At 63.0% G+C, this 17,846-nt stretch carries 14 protein-coding genes; 7 read left to right on the top strand and 7 right to left on the bottom strand.

The window, feature by feature from the left end; all coding sequences use genetic code 11:
• Positions 1 to 4 precede the first annotated feature (4 nt).
• From BMX94_RS01440 to BMX94_RS01430, 3 genes are all read right to left on the bottom strand, one after another.
• Complete coding sequence (locus BMX94_RS01440; protein ID WP_286159978.1) at positions 5 to 775, bottom strand: glycosyltransferase family 2 protein; 771 nt, start codon at positions 773 to 775, stop codon at positions 5 to 7.
• A 76-nt stretch (positions 776 to 851) separates the two neighbouring features.
• Positions 852 to 1,055: a cold-shock protein gene (locus BMX94_RS01435; protein ID WP_059054711.1), complete on the bottom strand. Its 204-nt coding sequence runs from the start codon at positions 1,053 to 1,055 to the stop codon at positions 852 to 854.
• Positions 1,056 to 1,230: 175 nt separating this feature from the next.
• Positions 1,231 to 1,923, bottom strand: coding sequence for an HAD family hydrolase (locus BMX94_RS01430; RefSeq protein ID WP_091002653.1), 693 nt, complete (start codon positions 1,921 to 1,923; stop codon positions 1,231 to 1,233).
• A gap of 94 nt (positions 1,924 to 2,017) precedes the next feature.
• Between BMX94_RS01430 and BMX94_RS01425 the strand changes: the two genes are divergently transcribed.
• Entirely contained in the window at positions 2,018 to 4,249 is a 2,232-nt protein-coding gene (locus BMX94_RS01425) for an N-acetylmuramoyl-L-alanine amidase (RefSeq protein ID WP_177171277.1), read from the top strand.
• 87 nt (positions 4,250 to 4,336) lie between these two features.
• On the opposite strand, the gene BMX94_RS01420 is transcribed toward BMX94_RS01425, so the two are convergent.
• Positions 4,337 to 6,682: a tetratricopeptide repeat protein gene (locus BMX94_RS01420; protein WP_177171276.1), complete on the bottom strand. Its 2,346-nt coding sequence runs from the start codon at positions 6,680 to 6,682 to the stop codon at positions 4,337 to 4,339.
• A gap of 124 nt (positions 6,683 to 6,806) precedes the next feature.
• Positions 6,807 to 8,072: a DUF1015 domain-containing protein gene (locus BMX94_RS01415; protein WP_091002646.1), complete on the bottom strand. Its 1,266-nt coding sequence runs from the start codon at positions 8,070 to 8,072 to the stop codon at positions 6,807 to 6,809.
• Positions 8,073 to 8,218: 146 nt separating this feature from the next.
• Between BMX94_RS01415 and BMX94_RS01410 the strand changes: the two genes are divergently transcribed.
• The 3 genes from BMX94_RS01410 (at position 8,219) to BMX94_RS01400 (ending at position 11,154) form a co-directional block, all read left to right on the top strand.
• Entirely contained in the window at positions 8,219 to 8,914 is a 696-nt protein-coding gene (locus tag BMX94_RS01410) for an HAD family hydrolase (protein WP_091002644.1), read from the top strand.
• Positions 8,915 to 9,031: 117 nt separating this feature from the next.
• Positions 9,032 to 9,385: a phasin family protein gene (locus tag BMX94_RS01405; RefSeq protein WP_091002642.1), complete on the top strand. Its 354-nt coding sequence runs from the start codon at positions 9,032 to 9,034 to the stop codon at positions 9,383 to 9,385.
• 5 nt (positions 9,386 to 9,390) lie between these two features.
• Positions 9,391 to 11,154: an ABC1 kinase family protein gene (locus BMX94_RS01400; RefSeq protein ID WP_286159977.1), complete on the top strand. Its 1,764-nt coding sequence runs from the start codon at positions 9,391 to 9,393 to the stop codon at positions 11,152 to 11,154.
• A gap of 27 nt (positions 11,155 to 11,181) precedes the next feature.
• Here the strand turns inward: BMX94_RS01400 and BMX94_RS01395 are convergent, their stop codons facing one another.
• Positions 11,182 to 12,732, bottom strand: coding sequence for a DUF6937 domain-containing protein (locus BMX94_RS01395; protein WP_091002640.1), 1,551 nt, complete (start codon positions 12,730 to 12,732; stop codon positions 11,182 to 11,184).
• Positions 12,733 to 12,823: 91 nt separating this feature from the next.
• Between BMX94_RS01395 and BMX94_RS01390 the strand changes: the two genes are divergently transcribed.
• From BMX94_RS01390 to BMX94_RS01380, 3 genes are read left to right on the top strand one after another with little or no spacing between them, the layout of a single operon-like run.
• Positions 12,824 to 13,498: a TetR/AcrR family transcriptional regulator gene (locus BMX94_RS01390; RefSeq protein ID WP_091002637.1), complete on the top strand. Its 675-nt coding sequence runs from the start codon at positions 12,824 to 12,826 to the stop codon at positions 13,496 to 13,498.
• 45 nt (positions 13,499 to 13,543) lie between these two features.
• Complete coding sequence (locus BMX94_RS01385; protein WP_091002635.1) at positions 13,544 to 14,923, top strand: MFS transporter; 1,380 nt, start codon at positions 13,544 to 13,546, stop codon at positions 14,921 to 14,923.
• A complete protein-coding gene (locus tag BMX94_RS01380; protein WP_091002633.1) occupies positions 14,920 to 16,503 on the top strand; it encodes a glycoside hydrolase family 36 protein in 1,584 nt (527 codons plus the stop codon). Before BMX94_RS01385 ends, BMX94_RS01380 begins: the two co-directional genes overlap by 4 nt.
• 23 nt (positions 16,504 to 16,526) lie before the next feature.
• Here BMX94_RS01380 and BMX94_RS01375 read toward each other — a convergent pair whose 3' ends face one another.
• Positions 16,527 to 17,660, bottom strand: coding sequence for a GNAT family N-acetyltransferase (locus tag BMX94_RS01375; protein ID WP_091002631.1), 1,134 nt, complete (start codon positions 17,658 to 17,660; stop codon positions 16,527 to 16,529).
• Positions 17,661 to 17,846 lie beyond the last annotated feature (186 nt).

Here is a 17,846-nt window from a genome sequence, read left to right as displayed (position 1 = left end):
GGTCCTATCTAAACCATTGGAAGAGCAGGATGGAGAGGCACGTGCGTGCCATGTACGAGATGGAAGACATGAAATGTAGGTAGCTCGTGCCGCCCTGTCGCTCGCGCATCTCGGCTGGTACCTCGACCACCTTTGCTCCCCGGCGAATGAGGAGGGCGATGGTATCTGGCTCTGGTGCCAAGTCGAACCCCCGAGCGAGCTTCTCAATCATGGCACGGTTGTACATGCGCATGCCGGACGTTGGGTCGGTAATAACGGCACCGGTGGTCTGGCGAATGATTGCGGTGATGAGTTTGGCTCCCGCGCCACGTGCGCCCACGGCGCCGCCACCGGCAAGGTTGCGGGAGGCAATTACCACGTCAGCGTGCTGCTCCTCGAGGGCCTTTGCCATGATGGGAATGTACCGAGGAATGTGCTGGCCATCGGAGTCTATCTGGACGGCAGCGTCGTACCCGTGGCGCATGGCGTACTTCATACCGGCCTTTACGGCTGACGTGAGACCGCAATTAACGGGAAGGTCTATGTGGCTCAGCGCCAATTCATCGCAGATGCGGGGGGTGTCGTCGCTCGAACCGTCATTGACAACGAGATAGTCGACGTCCGGACAGGTCTCGGTGAGCTCCTGCACGGTGTTCGCAAGACACTCCTCCTCGTTGTACGCAGGCACGATTGCGAGGACTCTCACGATTCCATTCCCTCTCGTCTTGTTCACAAACAATAGCCCGTCCATGGTATCGCAGCTCGCGGCCTCGTCATGGGGGCTGCGATGAAGCACAAAAAACTCCCCCACCAGAATGGTGGGGGAGCCAAGTCCCACAAATCCCCACAGGGGGTATGCGTTGGGCTATGAGCTAGATCTTGCGGACGTTGGAAGCCTGGAGCTTGCCGTTCTGGCCGGTGGTGATGTCAAACTCGACAGCCTGGCCCTCGTCCAGGGTCTTGAAGCCGTCCATCTGAATCTCGGAGTAGTGGACGAACAGATCGTCGCCATCCTCACGAGAGATGAAGCCATAGCCCTTGTCGGGGTTGAACCACTTAACAGTACCCTTTGCCATGTCGTGCCTTTCTTTCTTTGCCCCGCAGGACAAAAAGCTGCGCTCTCGCGCGATACCTTGTGGCCCCAACAGCCACGGGTGCTATATTACCCCAACGGTCTTGGTGAGAGCCCCTAAATCCTCAAGTGGTTACCAATGGCCACTTCCGGTCTCATGCATGCCGCTCACAAAAATGTCATGGTTGCCTTTCGTCTGTTAGGGCATCGCGCCAGCTTGCGATGGAACAGTCTGCCGCCGCTACGACCTCCCGCTCGTTTTGAAGCGGGTTGTTGCTCAGCACGGCGCAGGTGCGCATTCCCGCACGCTTTGCGGAATAGATTCCCTGGAGGAGGTCCTCAAAGACCATGCAGTCTTCTGGCTTGGCGGAGATTCGTCGTGCAGCCTCGAGGTAGATGTCGGGGCGGTCCTTGCCGCAGCCCACTTCCTTGGCGCACACCACAGAGTCGAAGAGGGCGTATACGTCCACATTTCTTCTCATGGCGGCAAGCACGTCCGGGTCGTTGGTGGTCGCAAGCGCAAGGGGCACGCCCGCACTCCTCAGCGCTGCGAGATACTCCCTCGCTCCGGGTCGCAGGTGCACCCGGGTGGCATAGAGCGCGCGGCCCATGGAGTTCCACTCGTCGCAGATCTCTTCGACCGTGTCCTTGAGGCCATAGCGCTCGATGCACCAGCGCGCGCCGCCCGCAAAGCCCAGCATGGTGAGCGTGCGCCCCACATCCGGTGTGTAGCTGATGCCGCGTGACCTCAGGAACGCAATGTCCACCTGCTTCCAGAGGTCATGCGTCAGGGCAAGGGTGTCGTCAAAGTCGAAGATGGCCGCCGAGAAGCTCGGTGGCCACAGTGGGTTTGCGCTGTGCGCTTGTCTCATGAAAGTCTCTCGTTGAGATTGCCGGAAGGTTTAAGGTATTAAAACTGATTCTATGTCAGACTGGAATCCACGTGCAGTTCGTCGTTGGAGAATCATGGCTAAAACGAAGCAGCGGTTTTCGGTTCTTCTGCTAAGTAGTGTGGCTCTTGCGATTGGCGTGGCGCTCGCGCTCGCCTTGGCTCCCTCTACTGCGAAGGCGGCAACCACCACCTACACCACCGCAAGCCCAGACGGCTCGCTCTCTTCGTACTCGAACATGTCCCAGGCGCTCTCAGTGGCAAAGCAGACGGGGAGGACAATCGCCATCGACCCAGGTCATGGTGGGTGGGACTCAGGTGCCAATGCAAATGGCATGAAGGAGTCCGACCTCACCTGGAAGATCGCGAATGCCTGCAAGGATTACCTCGAGTCCCGCGGCGTCACGGTCTACCTCACGCGAGGGCAGTACGAGTACGTTTCTGTTGCCGGACGCGTGCAGCGCGCCGTCAAGAACAACTGCTGCGCCATCGTCTCCATTCACATCAATGCTGGCGGTGGCCGTGGTGCCGAGGTGGAGTCCACCAACTCCTCGAGCTACAACCAGGACCTGTACTACGCGGGGCAGTCGCTCTCGGCCCTTGTGCTCTCTGGGCTCCAGTCCACAGGGCTATCCATCCACGGTGCGGGAATCATCACGAGGGACTATCCGTCCGGCGATAGCTCCTCTCGGTATGAGGACGGTTCCGTGGCGGACTACTACGGAATCACCCGCTATGCGAGGAAGGCCGGCATCCTGGGTGTCATCATCGAGCACGGCTTCATCGATGGCACGTCTGATGCGGCAAAGCTCTCGAACGACAACTACCTCGCGAGCTTTGGCAGGGCGGATGGAGCCGCCATCTACAACCAGTTCTACAGCTCCAACACCTGGTGGAGCGTCTCGGGCATCAACGTCTCGACCACCGAGGCCTATGTGGGGGAGACGGTGACCTACTCGCCCAAGCTCATGGGCGTGGGGGAGAACCTCGCCTACAACTACGTGTGGGCAAAGCCGGACTGGTCCTCGTGGGGCTCAACCGTTAAGGATACGGGCTCGATGACCTCTTCTGCCTCTGGCGCGTTCACCCCTACGAAGCCGGGTACGTATTGGCTGTTCGTCGACGTTTGCTCCAACGGGGCGTCAAAGACCACGCGCATGGTAACCGTCAACGTTAAGAGCGGCTATGGGTATAGGGGCGTCAAGGTCACCACAGACATGCCTGTTGCGGGAGATGCCGTGACCTTCTCAGCCAACGTTGTGGGCCAGACCTCCGGCCTCAAGTACAACTACGTCTGGTCCTACGAGGGCTCCTGGGCGAAGGGCGAGTGGGGCTCCACGGTCCTCTCGACGGGCTCTGACATCTCGTCGACCACGGGCTCGTTCACGCCCACCAAGGCCGGCACCTACAACCTCTACGTTGACGTCGTGGGCCCGGGCGGCACGAGGGAGACCAAGTCCACCACCGTCGAGGTGAAGAGCGGATATGCCTACAGAGGCGTGACGGTCTCCACCGCCTCGCCTGTGGTTGGCGGCCCCGTGAACTTCTCAGCCAACGTTGTGGGCCAGACCTCCGGTCTCACGTACAACTACGTATGGTCCTACGAGGGCTCCTGGGCGAAGGGCGAGTGGGGATCCACGGTCCTCTCGACCGGCTCCGACACCACCGAGACAAGCGGATCGTTCACGCCCTCGAAGGCCGGGACCTACACGCTCTACGTGGACGTCGTGAGCGCCGGCGGCAAGCGGGAGACCAGGTCCACCACCGTCGAGGTGGGAGTACCAACACCCATCCTGGGAAGCCCTCAGGTAACAAAGGCCCAGCTTGTGAAGGGCCTCAAAGCAGGGCTTAAGGCACGTGGCGTGGAGTTCCCTGCGGACGTGTATTCTGAGTATGGTGCCTCAACGGTAGAGGAGTTTATTGACAAGCTCTGGGATGCCGCTGTCGCCGAGGGTGTCCGTCCGGAGGTCATCTACGCGCAGTCCATGGTCGAGACGGGCTACCTCCAATTTGGTGGTAGCGTGCAGCCCAAGCAGTGCAATTTCTGCGGGCTTGGTGCCACGGACCGAAATACCCCCGGAGAGGACTTTAGCTCATATGGGTCAGATGCCGTCTATGTTGGTTTCCTTGCGCAAGCGCAGCATCTCCGCGCCTATGCTGGGTATGCGCCCCTCTCCTCTAAGACCTATGACAAACGCTACGGCACGTGGCTCTTTGGTAGGTCTCGCTCGGTTGAGTGTCTGAGTGGCACGTGGGCGTCAGATACGTCTTACGGAAACAAAATAAAGTCAATCATGAACAAGCTGTAGGAGAGAACGCCACAATAACAATGGGGGCCGGCCTCGCAACCGTATCGCGAGGCCGGCCCTTGTCTTTCTCTTACTGGAAGATGATAGCTAGCGGTCTGGCTCGTCCTCGATGGAGCGAAGCATTCCGTAGTACACGTCGTCGTGCGTCATGAGCCCCAAGATGGTCATGAACTCCTTGGCTATGGGGAATATCTCGGCGTCAAGCGAGGCCCGCATGCCCTCGAAGAAGACTTCGGTGACCTTCTCGGTGGGCGCTATCGCGATGTTACGTGCCGAAAGGGCTGCACGCACCTGCTCCTCGGTGAGTGGCTCGCTCGAGGTGGCTGAGCCCTGCAGCTGCAAGACGATGGCAGAGAGCTGCGAGGCCATCTGGTTGGCAATGCCAGGCATGAACGAGAGCGCGCGCTGGTAGCAGGCTCGTGCGGCCCGCACGTCCTGGCGGTTCCACTCGTAGCTTGCCATGCGGAAGTAGCCGAGGCCCACACCCTCGGGGTCGTGAGCAAGTTCGAGGAGGTGCCCAACCTCGGTCATCGCGTCATCGTCGTGGCCTTCCGCCTCCAGGCACTGCGCGAGCTGCAGCCGCGCGTGGATGCTCAGGGGGGCAAGCTCTACGGCACGACGCGCGCGCTCGGTAGCCTGGGTAAGACGTCCCTCGGCTAGCGCCGCCACCGAGACCACAAGCTGGGCCTCAAGGTAGGAGTCGGGCGCAAGATGCGTCTCGCGCGAGCCGTCCCACAAGAGGCGGTTGTAGAGCACGCGGTCGACGTAGCTGCCAAACGCATGCCACTCGACCGTAGCCGTGTCATCGTATGTGTGGGCCTCTTCCAAGGGCTCGAGGGCGCCGAGAACGATGGAGAGCGCATCCGCCGTGTTCTTCTGGGCAAGAAGCTCCTTGGCCTTCTCGACGGCCGAGAAGAGCTCGCCTCCGTTCACGAACTCGTCCTGGACTGCCTGGGGATCATCCTCGGGGAGAGTACCGTCTATGAGCTTGCCTACGCATCGACGGGCCGCCTCTCTCACGGTTGCGTCCTCGTCCTTGCTCGCGAGCCCCATGATGGCGCGGACGTTCTCCTCGGTGGAAGAGCTGAGCCGCCGCGCAATCTGCGATGCGACCTCAATCCGCTTACTCTCCTCGACGACGCCGAGCTGGCTCACACGGCTAGCCCCAAGAGCCTTCGCAAAGGGGTCGGGAAGTACGCGCGTCGAGAGCTCCACGGTTTCGTAGCGCCGAGCAGGGCAGAACTGCTCGCCTTCAAGCGAGAAGCCCTGCCTTACGGGCGAGAGCTGGCCGTCCTTCTCGTCGAGCGTGGCGCCAAAGCCTCGATACGTTGACACGGAGTCAAAGGTTCCCGTGAGCGGGATCTTCGAGAAGCTCTCGCGGTCGAAGCATACGGAGTAGTAGCAGTCATGCGACTGTGGCGTGTCGATGGTGCCTGCGACCCATACGTGCCGTATGAGCGAACTGCAGCGAAACGCGCAAGCAGCCAGCAGGATGCCAATGCGAAGATTGTAGTCGGTGGCGGCACGACGGCGCATCTCGGGCGTTGCCGGGACGATTCCCATGCCGTCGACCCACGCGTGGGACGGCATGACAGAGGGTGGCGTGAGGTCGACCGCGATTGCCGCGTTCCCGTCGGCTACGTTTGTGCGGAAGCTTGCCTGGAGGCGGTAGGGCACCTGGAAGTGCTCGATGCCCGTCGAGATGCCCTTGCGCACCGCCCACTCGCCATCGGGGCGCTCCTCCTCGCGGGTGGGGAGGCCGTCTGCGATGGTGGGGATCTGCGAGGTGACGGACGCGGCAACGCGCTGCCTGAACCTTGCCAGCTCGTCTGTAGGGACGTCGTCCGCGTCCTCGAAGAACGTCGACGCGAGGAGCGCCGCGTTGAGAGCGGCCTCGATGCGAAGCACCTTGAGCTTGGCCGCATAGCTCAGCTCGGGGTCGTTGACGCGAAGGTAGAAGAGATGCGAGGTGTGCGGGCGAACCACACCCACCGAGGGCATGGCCACGTCGGGGGCCGAGAGGCCGGCGTCATCCAGGGAGTCGGCGAGAAACACCTCGAGATTAGACGGCGGGAGCGTACCCTCGGAAGAGGAAGGCACAATGATCTGGCCGCCATCGGCGTTCTGGCCATTCTGCTGACGCGAGCGGATGTCCGCCACGACAAGGCCAAGGTCAGAGAGGGGGTCGTCCGAGGCCATGAGCCGCTGGGAGAGCACGTCTATGTCGAGCGTGGTTGTGACCCGCGGACGTGACGCATCGACGGTTGCGGCAAAGTGCGCACCCAGCCTGGGCGTCGCATGCTCGTCCTGGGTAGCAAGGTCACCCATGTCCACCTGGCCCGCATGGTCTACCTGGCGTCCAAAGGCACGCGACAGCGCCTGCGTGAAGTCGTGAGCCCAGTGTGGCCAGCGCTCGTCGTCCGTCTCCTCCATGCGGCACCTCCTCATCGCATGCAAACCGATGAATCCAATTGCGTCCCCGAAACCACCTTATACCCATGGCGTGGAAAAGGCACCCCAGAGACCGCAATGGCCTCTGGGGTGCGTGGGCTCGCGTCTAGGCACCGTGCTTTGCAGTGCTCCCGAGGATGGGCCGAATGAAGAGGCCGCTTCTCAGCTTGGGCTCGAACCAGGTGGACTTGGGAGGCATGATGCCCTCCTCGTCCGCCACGGCCATCATGTCTGCCACTGGAGTCGCCCTCAGCGCAAAGGCAAGGCCGTTCTCGCCCGCGAGCGACTCGAGTGAAGCGGCGTCAGGCTGTCCGCCCACAAAGCGGATGCGGGCGTCGCGGCCGGGGTCGGTGATGCCCAGGATGGGGCCAAGCGCCTGGTCCTGGAGGACCGATACGTCAAGCTTGCCCACGGCCGTCTGGGGGACGTCACCCTGCCAGACAAGCTCGCGCCATGAGCCGCCAAGAAAGAGCCCGTAGTGAAGGGCCTCCGTCGGGCGGATGGGGTCCTCGCTCGGCTCGCCAACGGCAAAGCCCTGCTCGGCGAGGCGCGCGAGAAGCTCTTTGGCGGTGAGCCCCGCGGTGTCTGCCACCACACGGTCATAGGGGAGGGTCATGAGCTGACTCTCGGGGAAGAGGACTGCCAGGAGGTAGTCGCAGGGCTCGGTGCCGGGGGCGCCCATCGTGTCACCGTGCTCCTCGCGTAGCGCCTTCCGCACGCGGGCCGCGGCGGCAGCGCGGTGGTGACCGTCGGCAATGTAGGCGCGCGGAACGCGTGCGAGCATCGTGCGCAGGGCGTCGACGGCGGCGGGCCTGTTGACGCGCCATACGGTCTCGCGCAGTCCCTCTGCGTCGGTGAAGTCGTAGAGTGGGGTTGCCGTTGCGGCAGCAGCGACGATGGTCGAGAGCGTGGGGTCGTCGCGATAGGCGAGAAGCACGGGGCCTGTCTGGCAGCCGGTGGTGGCAATGTGGTCTGCGCGGTCCTTCTCGTCGACCGGTCGCGTGAACTCGTGCCGGCGAATGGTGCCCGACTCGTAGTCGTCCACCGAGAAGGCCGCCACGATGCCCGTCTGCTCGTGGCCGTTGCCGCTCAGGCGGTACAGGTAGTAGCAGGGGTCGCCGTCGCGCACGAGGGTGCCGTCGGCAACGCGGTCGGCAAGGAGGCTCGCGGCCTTCTTGTAGACGTCTGCGGCATGCATGTCGTGGGAGGGCTCGAAGGCGGTCTCTGGTCGGTCGATGGCGAGGAACGAGTACGGCCGCTTGGCCACGGCCTCGCGCGCCTCCTCCCTCGTGAACACGTCATAGGGCAGTGACGCGAAGTCCTGGGCCTTATCGGGCTGAGGCCTGTAGCACACGAACGGCTCTGCGCGCATGTCGCTCCTTCGTTGCGGTCTTGATACGGGCGGGGGGGCTTTGGAAGCTCCACGAGCAGATTCTAACGCGTGTGGCCCGTTACTTCGGGTACCGTAGACGCATGGAAACCCGCACGTGACAGGTAGGACGAAGGCAGGGGGCATCGATGGCATCTGAGAATGCGGCGATTCGGTTTTCCCGGGGGATGGACGTAAGCGGCCGCAAGCTTGTGGTCTTCGACTTTGACGGCACGCTCTCGGATACCGTGAGAGGCATCACCTCCACTGCCCGGACGGTTCTGCATGACCATGGCCTCTCGGATGACGAGATCGGGGACCTTCGGCGTATCGTTGGCCCGCCCTTCCCCATGGCATTCACGCTGGTCTACGGCTTCTCGAAGGAGGAGGCGGCCCAGATCACCGAGGAGTACCGCGCCATCTACCGAACGCTCGGGCCCGAGGCGTTCCCGGCCATCCCGGGGACGGTGGAGCTCGCCGACTCCCTCCATGCCGCAGGCAAGGTCCTTGGCGTTGCCTCGTCAAAGCGCTCCAGCCTGCTCGAGAGAGGCATGCGCGACTCTGGCCTTGCCCCGCACTTCGACATCTACCTGGGAAAGATCGATGACGACGTGGACACCAAGCCGCAGACCATCCGGCGCGTGATGGAGCGCACGGGACTGGAGCCACAGGACGCGGTGATGGTGGGTGACCGGTTCTACGACGTCGATGCGGCGACTGAGGTGGGCATCCCCTGCGTTGGGGTCCACTATGTGCACACCTGCGAGGTCAAGGAGCTTGTGGATGCCGGTGCGGTTGCCGTCGCCGAGACCGTAGACGAACTGGGACGCATACTTCTGGGGTAAGACGACGGGCGCCCGCCGATTTTTGAGCTCTCAGTGCTTCCGGCCTGCGGATGTGGGGTAGAACAGAGAGCATCACGGCCGCGGGACAGACTCGTCCCGCTTCTGAAGGGAGACATCATGGCAGATTTCGACATCACGGACGGCTTCCGCAAGGTCTTCCTGGCAAGCGTGGGCGCTGTCGCCACCACCGCCGAGAAGTCCCAGGAGGTCATCGACGGCTTCGTCAAGAAGGGCGAGCTTACGGTTGCCCAGGGCAAGGCCATCAACGAGGAACTCACCCGCAAGGCAAAGGAGGTCGTCGGCGACACGTCTGACGTCGCGTTGCGCGCCAAGATGGCGGCAATGACCCCCGAGGAGCGTGCCGAGTTCGCCAAGAAGGTTGCCTCCATGGCCTCCGACCTCGACGCCGATGTCGTGGAGCCGGACTCCGTCGAGGATGCCCCTGCCGATGACGGTGACGCCAAGGAGTAGAACCTGTGCCGGAGGTTCGCGACAACAGCAATGCCGTAGACGGGAGCTCGCCACGCACCAGTGACGAGCTCCTTGACGCGTGGTACAAGAGCGTAAGCGCGAACGGCTTCGAGGACGACGGCACGCAAACCATCGGCCTGTTTGGCGGTCGCAGCGCGATGTCGGGCGACTACGAGCTGTCGCGTCGGTCTCGCCTCAAGCGCGTGCGCGAGGTTCTTGCGATTGTGCGACGCTATGACATCTTCCACGGCCTCACTCCCAAGAGCCTGCGGCACATGCTCGAGGAGCTTGGACCCACCTTTGTAAAGGCCGGCCAGATCCTCTCCATGCGCTCGGAGATCCTGCCCGAGAGCTTCTGTCGCGAGCTCACCAAGCTCCGCTCCGACGTGGAGCCCATGGACCGCGACACGGTGCTCCAGGCCCTTCGTGACGAGTACGACGTTCCCATCGAGGACATCTTCGACGCGATCGACGACGTTCCCCTGGGTTCCGCCTCCGTGGCCCAGGTGCACAAGGCGCGTCTCGTAACGGGCGAAATGGTTGCCATCAAGGTGCAGCGGCCGCACGTCCAGGAGACCATGGCGCAGGACATCGCCATCATGCGCTCGCTCGTGGGCTTCATGGACCGCTTCGTGTCCGGTAGCCAGTTCCTCGACATGCAGTCGGTGGTGGACGAGCTCTGGCAGTCCTTCCGCGATGAGACCGACTTCCTGGTAGAGGCCAGAAACCTCGAGGAGTTTCGGCGCAACAACGCGGACTGCAAGTTTGTTGACTGCCCCAAGCCCTATCCCAAGCTCTGCACCAAGCACGTGGTGGTCATGGACTATATCGAGGGCATCCCCATCGACAAGACTGCCAAGCTTGTCGCTGCCGGCTACGACCTCGAGGAGATAGGCACAAAGCTCGTTGACAACTACACGCGCCAGATGATCGATGACGGCTTCTTCCACGCCGACCCTCACCCGGGCAACCTTATCATCCGCGACGGACAGATTGTCTACATCGACCTGGGAATCATGGGGCGCCTCTCGTCACACGACCGCAAGGCAATGTCGGACATGGTGAAGGCAGTCGCCCTGAGGGATTCCGCCGGGCTTGCCGATGGCCTGCTGCGCTTCTCGGTTTCTGACACCTCCGCCGTCGACCACGCGCACCTCCTGGATGACCTCGACATGATCATCGCCGACTACGGCGAGGCGGATCTCTCGGACCTGGACGTTGGGTCCTTTGTGAACTCGCTGATCTCGATGGCGAGAAAAAACGGCGTCGAGCTTCCCGGCACCGTCACCATGCTGGCGCGCTCCCTCGTCACACTCGAGGGCGTGGTCGACGAGTTTCTCCCCGGCGTTTCGATCATCGAGATCATCACGTCCCACATCAAGGCCCACACCACGCCCGAGGACCTTGTCAAGCATGAGGTCAAGGGCTTCGCGCGAGAGGGGACGCGTGCGGCGCATGGGCTTCTTGGTGCGGCCTCGCAGGCGGACCTTGCCATGAAGATGCTCACCCGCGGCCAGCTGCGCCTCAACCTTGACGTGGCAGGAACCGAGGACCCCATCAACGACTTTGCCCACATTGCCAACAGGCTCTCGATGAGCGTCATGGTGGCGGGTCTCTTCATAGGCTCGTCCGTGGTCTACTACGCGCGCATCCAGCCCGTCATCTTTGGCATCCCCATCATCGGCTTCGTGGGCTACCTCGCAGCCTTCATTCTGGGTATCTGGGTTGCCCGGAGCATCATCAAGGACGACCGCCGCCGCAGGCGATGAGACAAAGGGACAGTCCCTTTGTCTCACTTAGCGAGTGGGGCGGGGAGCTTCGGGAGCTCCGTTCACCGCAAGATTGATGACGCGGTATGCGCCGTCGTAGATTCCCGCCCGTGCGGCATCTTCGATGCGGTCGCACATGAAGCCGATGAGCGCGCGCTCGCGCTGGAACGAGTCGACCATCGAGAGCACCTCTGCCGTATCGTCCATCTCATAGGTGCCGTCGCCGACCTCTGCCGCCCGGATGGCGCCCCATGCCTCGTGGCCGCCTACGCGGTGAATCATGAGCTTGGGTACGGGATAGAACGAGAACTCGCTCGGCTTGGTGACCAGCACGTCCGAGCAGCGCATGAGAAGGTTGGACGAGTAGACCGCCGCAAAGATGTCGTGGTCGCAGAAGCCGTGCACGCCGCTCACGTCACCGTCGAGCGCCGCCGCGGCGAACCTTGCCACCTCGTCGATGGCATCGAAGTGGGAGAGCGCCTCGTTTCGAAGACCGTCGACGTTTTTGAGAAGCGCGTCCCAAACGTTCTTGTGGTCTCCCACGTTCACAAAGACCACGGCCTCGCCACGCCTTACGTAGGGCAGGAGATGCTGCAGGATTGCCGCGAAAAGGTCCTGCTGGGCACCCGCACCACCAACCGAGAGCAGGTAACGGACGGGTCCCCCGCCCAAGACGCGGTTCCTGCGCCGTGCGCAGTCTGCAGGGATGTTTGAGACGAGCTCGTGATCGACGTAGTGGCCCGTGTAGAAGATGGAACCCTCTGGCATGGGCTTGAGCTGCCGTGAGGGGTCCATGCCGCGCAGCTGGTGGTAGCCAAGGTAGGCGCTGGGCGTCTGGACGGTATGAATGGAGCCCTCCGCCAGGTGCAGCGCCATGGGCCAGTTGTCGGGGATTGCGTTCACCACGTGGGTCATGCCCGCATGCACCGCCGCCTGCGACGGCCAGACGTGGGTTCCCACGTAGGGAATGTCCTTGTCGATGTCGTGGAAGAGGGGAACGCAGAGCTCGGCGTTCTTCTGGTCTGCGGCGTTGTACGAGAGCTTCCTGAAGCCCTCGGAGTTGAGGGGCTCCCACACGAACTTGTTGAAGACCCCTACGCGCTGGGAGATCCTCGACCCCTTGGAGTAGAGGTCGTTCTGATAGCGGATGACCTTGGACCCCGTGGCGTCCTTGAAGGAGGCGAGGTCAAGCCAATAGGGCGTATACCCCATGGCGTGAGCGGCGGATGCCATGGCCATCGAGATGCGATAGTGCCCAAAGCCCATGCGGATGTTCCCCACAATGACCGGCGCGCCGTCTGCGCCCTTGACGGTGCGCTCGGTTGCGGCGGGCTTTGGCGCTTTGGCTGCGTCGGCACGGATGTCGAGGGGCGCGCCGTCTGGCGATATGACAAGGTTCCTCACACCGAGCATCTCGCCGATCACGGGCGTTGGCTCTGCCGAGAGGTGATAGACGGCCGAGGAGTCGTCGCCAAAGCGGCGATGGTAGCGCTCCTTCGATTGGACGGCCTTCTGGTACGTCGCGTCGTCCTGCTCGTTGCCAAAGGCGCTTCTCGCCCGGTCTGCCGTTGCACCCATCGAATCCTCCTTGACCCCATGTGGACCGAGGTGATAGCCTCGCTATCAAGTTGATAGTAAGACTATCACCGAGAGGAACGGAGCGTCAAGAATGACTGATGGCGGTGATATGGTCGGTGGCACAATTGCGGTGCCGCAGGAGGGGAGCCTCACGGGAGACGCGCGGATGGACCGCGCCGTTGAGTGCGCGGCAGGCCTCTTTCTTGAGCGACGCATTGCCGATGTGCGCATGACCGATGTCGCCGAGGCGGCAGGCGTTGGGGTGGCCACGCTCTACCGGCGCTTCTCGACCAAGACGCGCCTTGCCCTGGCGGCGGGCACGCTCCTGTGGCGCCGATTCAACGCACGTATCGTGGCGCTTGTGGAGTCGGACGCGTTTCTCGGCATGAGTGGTGCGAGCAGGCTCGAGCGCATGCTGCGCCTCTATGCCGAGGGCTACGTGGAGAATGCCGGCTTCGTGCTCTTCATTGATGACCTTGACGGGCTTCTCGTCACCGAGGGCGCACCCGTTGACGCCATCGCGGCCTATGGTCGTGAGGTCGACTCGTTCTACCTCATCTTCGCCGACGCCTACCAGCTTGGCATCCAGGATGGCTCCGTCGTGCGCGAGGTGGACTTTCCGGTCTTCTACAGAAGTGTTGCGCACGCGCTCATGGGCGTGGCGCAGAAGCTCTCGCGGGGCGAGGTCATCCCCTCGGATGACTTCTCCACGGGGGCGCAGGAGCTTGAGTGCATCGTCGACATGGCGATCCACGCGTTGAGATGAGACAAAGGGACTGTCCCTTTGTCTCATGAGGAGAGGGGAGCAGAGATGGCAGGAACCAGGCTTGCGGACAAGCGGGTCATCAGGCTTTTTGCAATCGGACAACTGGGGTGGGCGATACTCTCGGGTATCGTCAGCAACTGGCTCGTCTACTTCTACATGCCCTCGGACACCATGCTCTCGCGCGGCATGGCCGTCTTCATCACCCAGGGTGCCGTGTTTGCGGGGCTCACGGTGATTGGCATCATCACGGGATGCGGAAGGCTGCTCGATGGCTTCATCGACCCGTTCATTGCCTCGCAGTCAGACAGGCTGAAGAGCCCCCTTGGCCGCCGCATCCCCTTCATGCGCAAGGCGGCCGTCCCCTTTGGCGTGATGACAGTGCTCATCTTCATCGTGCCGGGAACCGGTAGCCAGACCCTGAACAACGTGCTTCTCTTCTGCTGCCTTATGCTCTTCTACATCACGCTCTCGCTCTACTGCACGCCCTTCAATGCGCTCATTCCCGAGCTTGGTCGCACGCAGGAGCTGAGAATTGACCTCTCAACCCACATCTCGGTCACGTACTTTCTTGGAACGGCGGCGGCCTACCTCGTAACAACGGTTGCAGCCTACCTCGAGCCAACCATGGGAATTGCCGGTGCCTTCAGGATTACGGTCGCAGTGCTCGCCGCCGTTGCGGTTGTCTGCATGCTCGTCCCGGCGTTTGGCATCGACGAGACCCTCTATGCCGAGTCTGAGCCCTCTTCCACGCCCATGTTCGAGTCGGTTGCCAAGACGTTCAAGAACCACGACTTCCAGGTCTTCGAACTCTCCGACGTCCTCTACTGGGTTGCCATCACCATGTTCCAGACCGGCATGACCTACTACATCACCGAGCTCATGGGTCTGCCGGACTCCCTCTCGTTTGTGTTCTTTGCCGCCATGACGCTCATCTCCCTCATGTTCTATGCACCCGTGAACATGCTCGCCAAGCGCCACGGCAAGAAGCGCATTGTCGCGTTTGGCTTTTTCTTCTTCTGCCTGGCGTTCGGCGTCACCTCGGTGTGCGGCATGTTTGGCGTGCCGGGCATGGTGTGGGGCATGCTTGTGGCGGTGCTCGCGGCCATACCCATGGCAATCCTGGGAATCCTTCCCCAGGCGGTTCTCGCTGACATCGCCGAGTGCGACGCGATCGATACGGGCGAGAGGCGAGAGGGAATGTTCTATGCGGCCCGCACCTTCTCCATGACCCTGGGACAGACGCTCGCTATGATCCTCTTCACGTCTCTTTCCATCCTCGGCGAGAACGGCATGGGCTACCGCGCCACTGCCCTTGTCGCCACCGTGTTCTGCCTCATTGGCGGTCTGGTCTTCACGAGGTACAACGAGCGGCGTGTGCTGGGGACCATCGGCAGCGGCACCGACGAGGGAGGGGAGCGGCAGTGACGGCACTCCTTGGCGAGCCGACCTTCTGCGTGCGCTGGCATGGGGACGACGGCCGGCGGCGTGCGGCTCACGTGCAACCGTCTGGCCTGGCGACGGGTGGTGACGCTACCTCCCTTGGCGTCTCGCTCCAGCGCGGGGGCGACTCGTGGCGGCTCTCTGTGGAGCCGTCATGCGAGGTCGTTGTCGATGCCGTGGAGGCAACGCTGCCTGCTGCGCTTGACGAGGCCACGGCGCTCTACCTGAATGGCTACAACTCCTGGACCGATTCCGTCGAGCGAGACCCGCGCGACCGCATGCGCAACTTCCGGGTGCCGCGCGCAGCCATACGACACTGGGTGCTCGACGCCTCCGGCGACTACCGCTTTGTGGAAGCAGACGAGAGGCCCGGGCACCAGCATGGATTTACCTATGGCTACCTGCGTCGGAATGGCGAGGCCTCCCTCGTGGGCTCGCTGGGCGAGGACACGGGCATAACGCTCATCCGTGAGGACCTTCCGGCGGGCGAGCTTCTCGTGAGAAAGGAGCCGCCGGCCGTTCCCGTTGCGGCGGGCGAGCGGCGCTGCCTTCTGGGGCTTGCCGTCGTGTGTGCCGGGAGCGTAGACGAGGCCACAGAGCGCTGGCTTGCGCTCTGTGGCGTTCGCGCGTTGCCCTGCTCGCCGCTGGTTGGCTATACCAGCTGGTATCGGCACTACACGGACATCTCGGAGCAGTGCCTGCTGCATGACCTGGATGCGCTTGCGGACTGCCTGGGGAGCTTTGAGCTTGGGGAGCGCCGACCCACGTTTCAGGTGGACGACGGCTACACGCGCGTGGGCGACTGGCTGCGTCCAGATAACGAGAAGTTCCCGCATGGCCTTTCGCCTGTTGCCGCCGGCGTGCGCGAGCGTGGGCTCATGCCAGGCATCTGGATTGCGCCCTTCGTGTGCGAGCGAAAGTCCCAGCTCTTCTCGGCGCATCCTGACTGGCTGCTCCGTGACGAGAAGGGCGAGCTTGTGGTGACTGGCTCTCACTGGTCTGGCCACGTTGCGCTCGACACGCTGAACCCCGAGGTGCGCAACTACGTGGCGCGTTTCATGGCCACGCTCACCGGAGAGTGGGGCTTCTCGCTTCTCAAGTGTGATTTCCTCTACGCGGCATGCATGGTGCCGCACGGCGGGATGAACCGCGGGCAGCTCATGGCAGACGCGCTTGACCTCCTGCGACAAAGCGCGGCGCCAGGCACGTGGTTTGACCTCTGCGGCGTTCCCGTTGGATCTGCCCTTGGCAGGACGGAGTTCTGTCGCATTGGCTGTGACGTGGGACTCGACTGGGACGGATCTGCCTACATGCGAGGTACTGGTCGCGAGCGCGTGAGCACCAAGAACAGCCTGGCAAACACGCGTGGGCGCGCGCATCTGAACGGTCGGGCGTTTAGGTGCGACCCAGACGTCTTCTTCCTGCGACCTGACGTGCGGCTTACCGATGAACAGCGCGAAGAGCTTCTTGAGGCGGACTCCACGCTTGGCGGTGTGCTCTTCACCTCAGACGACATGTCGCTCTGGGACGAGCGCCAGCGGAAGCTTTTCTCGCGAGCGTTGTGAGACAAAGGGACAGTCCCTTTGTCTCATCGCAGGATGCTTGAAACGATGTCGTGCGTGAGCGTGTAGACGCCGGGCATCTTGGACTCGCGCGGCCCCGCCACGTTGAGCGTCAGGGCGCTTGCTCCCAGCGAGCGGAGCCACGCCAGCGCCTCCGCCGTGGCCTCGCTTACGTTGGAGCCCTCCAGAACAATCACCGGACGACCCATGCGCTCGGCGAAGATCGCCGTCATCTCCGTTCCGCTCCTGGGCTCGAGCCCGCCGGGGGAGACGATGAGCGTTGCGTGGCTGTCGCGCACGTTCCATGCCGTTCGTTCGACGTAGCCTTGGCTGGGTCCTTCGCGGAGTTCTGGGTACAGGGCGAGGAGGCCCGGCGGCTTGGGCAGGTCCTCGGCAAGGCCCCCGGGCGGGCACCAGCCACAGATGGGCACGTTCTGCTCGCGTGCGGCATCAAGGCCGCCACGGTCTGCGCCGGTCTGTCCGCCGGATCGCACGAGCGCGATGAGCGGCAGACGGTCGATGATGCCGGCCGCTTCCGACTGCTGGCGCGCGATGGTTCCGGCATCCGTTGGGTCTGCGGCAAGTGAGGTTTCCCACTCTTGGCGCGTGATGCTCTGCACGCGCTCCGTGTGAGTGGCACCGAGGCGATCGATGACTCCCTCGACGTGGTGGTGCGGGCGCAGTCCGGCCTTCTCCTGGACGCGGCGGCTCCCCTCGTTGCCCTCGAAGTAGCTCGCGCGCACGGCAGCGAGGTTCTCCACGAGGAAAGCGTAGCGCAGCACCTCTCGGACGGCCTCCGTCATGTAGCCGTGGCCCCACCAGGGACGGGCAATCCAGTAGCCGATCTCGGCCTCGTGTGCGGGGAGGGGGTCTGCGACGTTTGCGGCCTGGTGGCGCAGTGCGATGGCGCCCACGGCCTCGTCCACGGCCTCGTCCGCCTGCGTTCCTTCTCGCCCACGCAGCGTGATTGCCCAGGAATCCGGCGCCATGAGAATGTCTTTCAGGACCGTCTTGCTCTCCTCGAGCGACGCGTGTGGGGCCCAGCCTGCCCGAGGGCCAACCTCGGGGTCGCGCGCGTAGCGATAGACCGCCTCCGCGTCATCCAAGCGCCAGGGACGCATGACAAGGTGTGCCGTTGTGAGCGTGGTTGGCCAGCGCATGGGTTCCTCCTGGAGTTGCGGTGCCGAATGGCCACCACCATAGCGCAGTTGACCCCAGCGGAGGGTGCCGGACCGTCCGGAAGGCGCTGTTGAGAACAATTTGGACGTTTTAGGCCTTTGGAGCAAAGCAAAACGTCGATTTCCTTCTCAGCAGCACAACGCTACTTGACTTTGACCGCTACTGAC

The organism is Olsenella sp. KH3B4 (assembly GCA_900111695.1).
Taxonomy (GTDB): Bacteria; Actinomycetota; Coriobacteriia; order Coriobacteriales; family Atopobiaceae; genus Tractidigestivibacter.
This window is presented reverse-complemented; position numbering and strand designations above follow the sequence as displayed.

Bases quoted from the DNA above. Each gene is read 5' to 3' on its own strand.
- BMX94_RS01435 (WP_059054711.1), bottom strand. From the start codon at position 1,055: ATGGCAAAGGGTACTGTTAAGTGGTTCAACCCCGACAAGGGCTATGGC.
- BMX94_RS01430 (WP_091002653.1), bottom strand. From the start codon at position 1,923: ATGAGACAAGCGCACAGCGCAAACCCACTGTGGCCACCGAGCTTCTCG.
- BMX94_RS01425 (WP_177171277.1), top strand. From the start codon at position 2,018: ATGGCTAAAACGAAGCAGCGGTTTTCGGTTCTTCTGCTAAGTAGTGTG.
- BMX94_RS01420 (WP_177171276.1), bottom strand. From the start codon at position 6,682: ATGGAGGAGACGGACGACGAGCGCTGGCCACACTGGGCTCACGACTTC.
- BMX94_RS01415 (WP_091002646.1), bottom strand. From the start codon at position 8,072: ATGCGCGCAGAGCCGTTCGTGTGCTACAGGCCTCAGCCCGATAAGGCC.
- BMX94_RS01410 (WP_091002644.1), top strand. From the start codon at position 8,219: ATGGCATCTGAGAATGCGGCGATTCGGTTTTCCCGGGGGATGGACGTA.
- BMX94_RS01405 (WP_091002642.1), top strand. From the start codon at position 9,032: ATGGCAGATTTCGACATCACGGACGGCTTCCGCAAGGTCTTCCTGGCA.
- BMX94_RS01395 (WP_091002640.1), bottom strand. From the start codon at position 12,732: ATGGGTGCAACGGCAGACCGGGCGAGAAGCGCCTTTGGCAACGAGCAG.
- BMX94_RS01390 (WP_091002637.1), top strand. From the start codon at position 12,824: ATGACTGATGGCGGTGATATGGTCGGTGGCACAATTGCGGTGCCGCAG.
- BMX94_RS01385 (WP_091002635.1), top strand. From the start codon at position 13,544: ATGGCAGGAACCAGGCTTGCGGACAAGCGGGTCATCAGGCTTTTTGCA.
- BMX94_RS01375 (WP_091002631.1), bottom strand. From the start codon at position 17,660: ATGCGCTGGCCAACCACGCTCACAACGGCACACCTTGTCATGCGTCCC.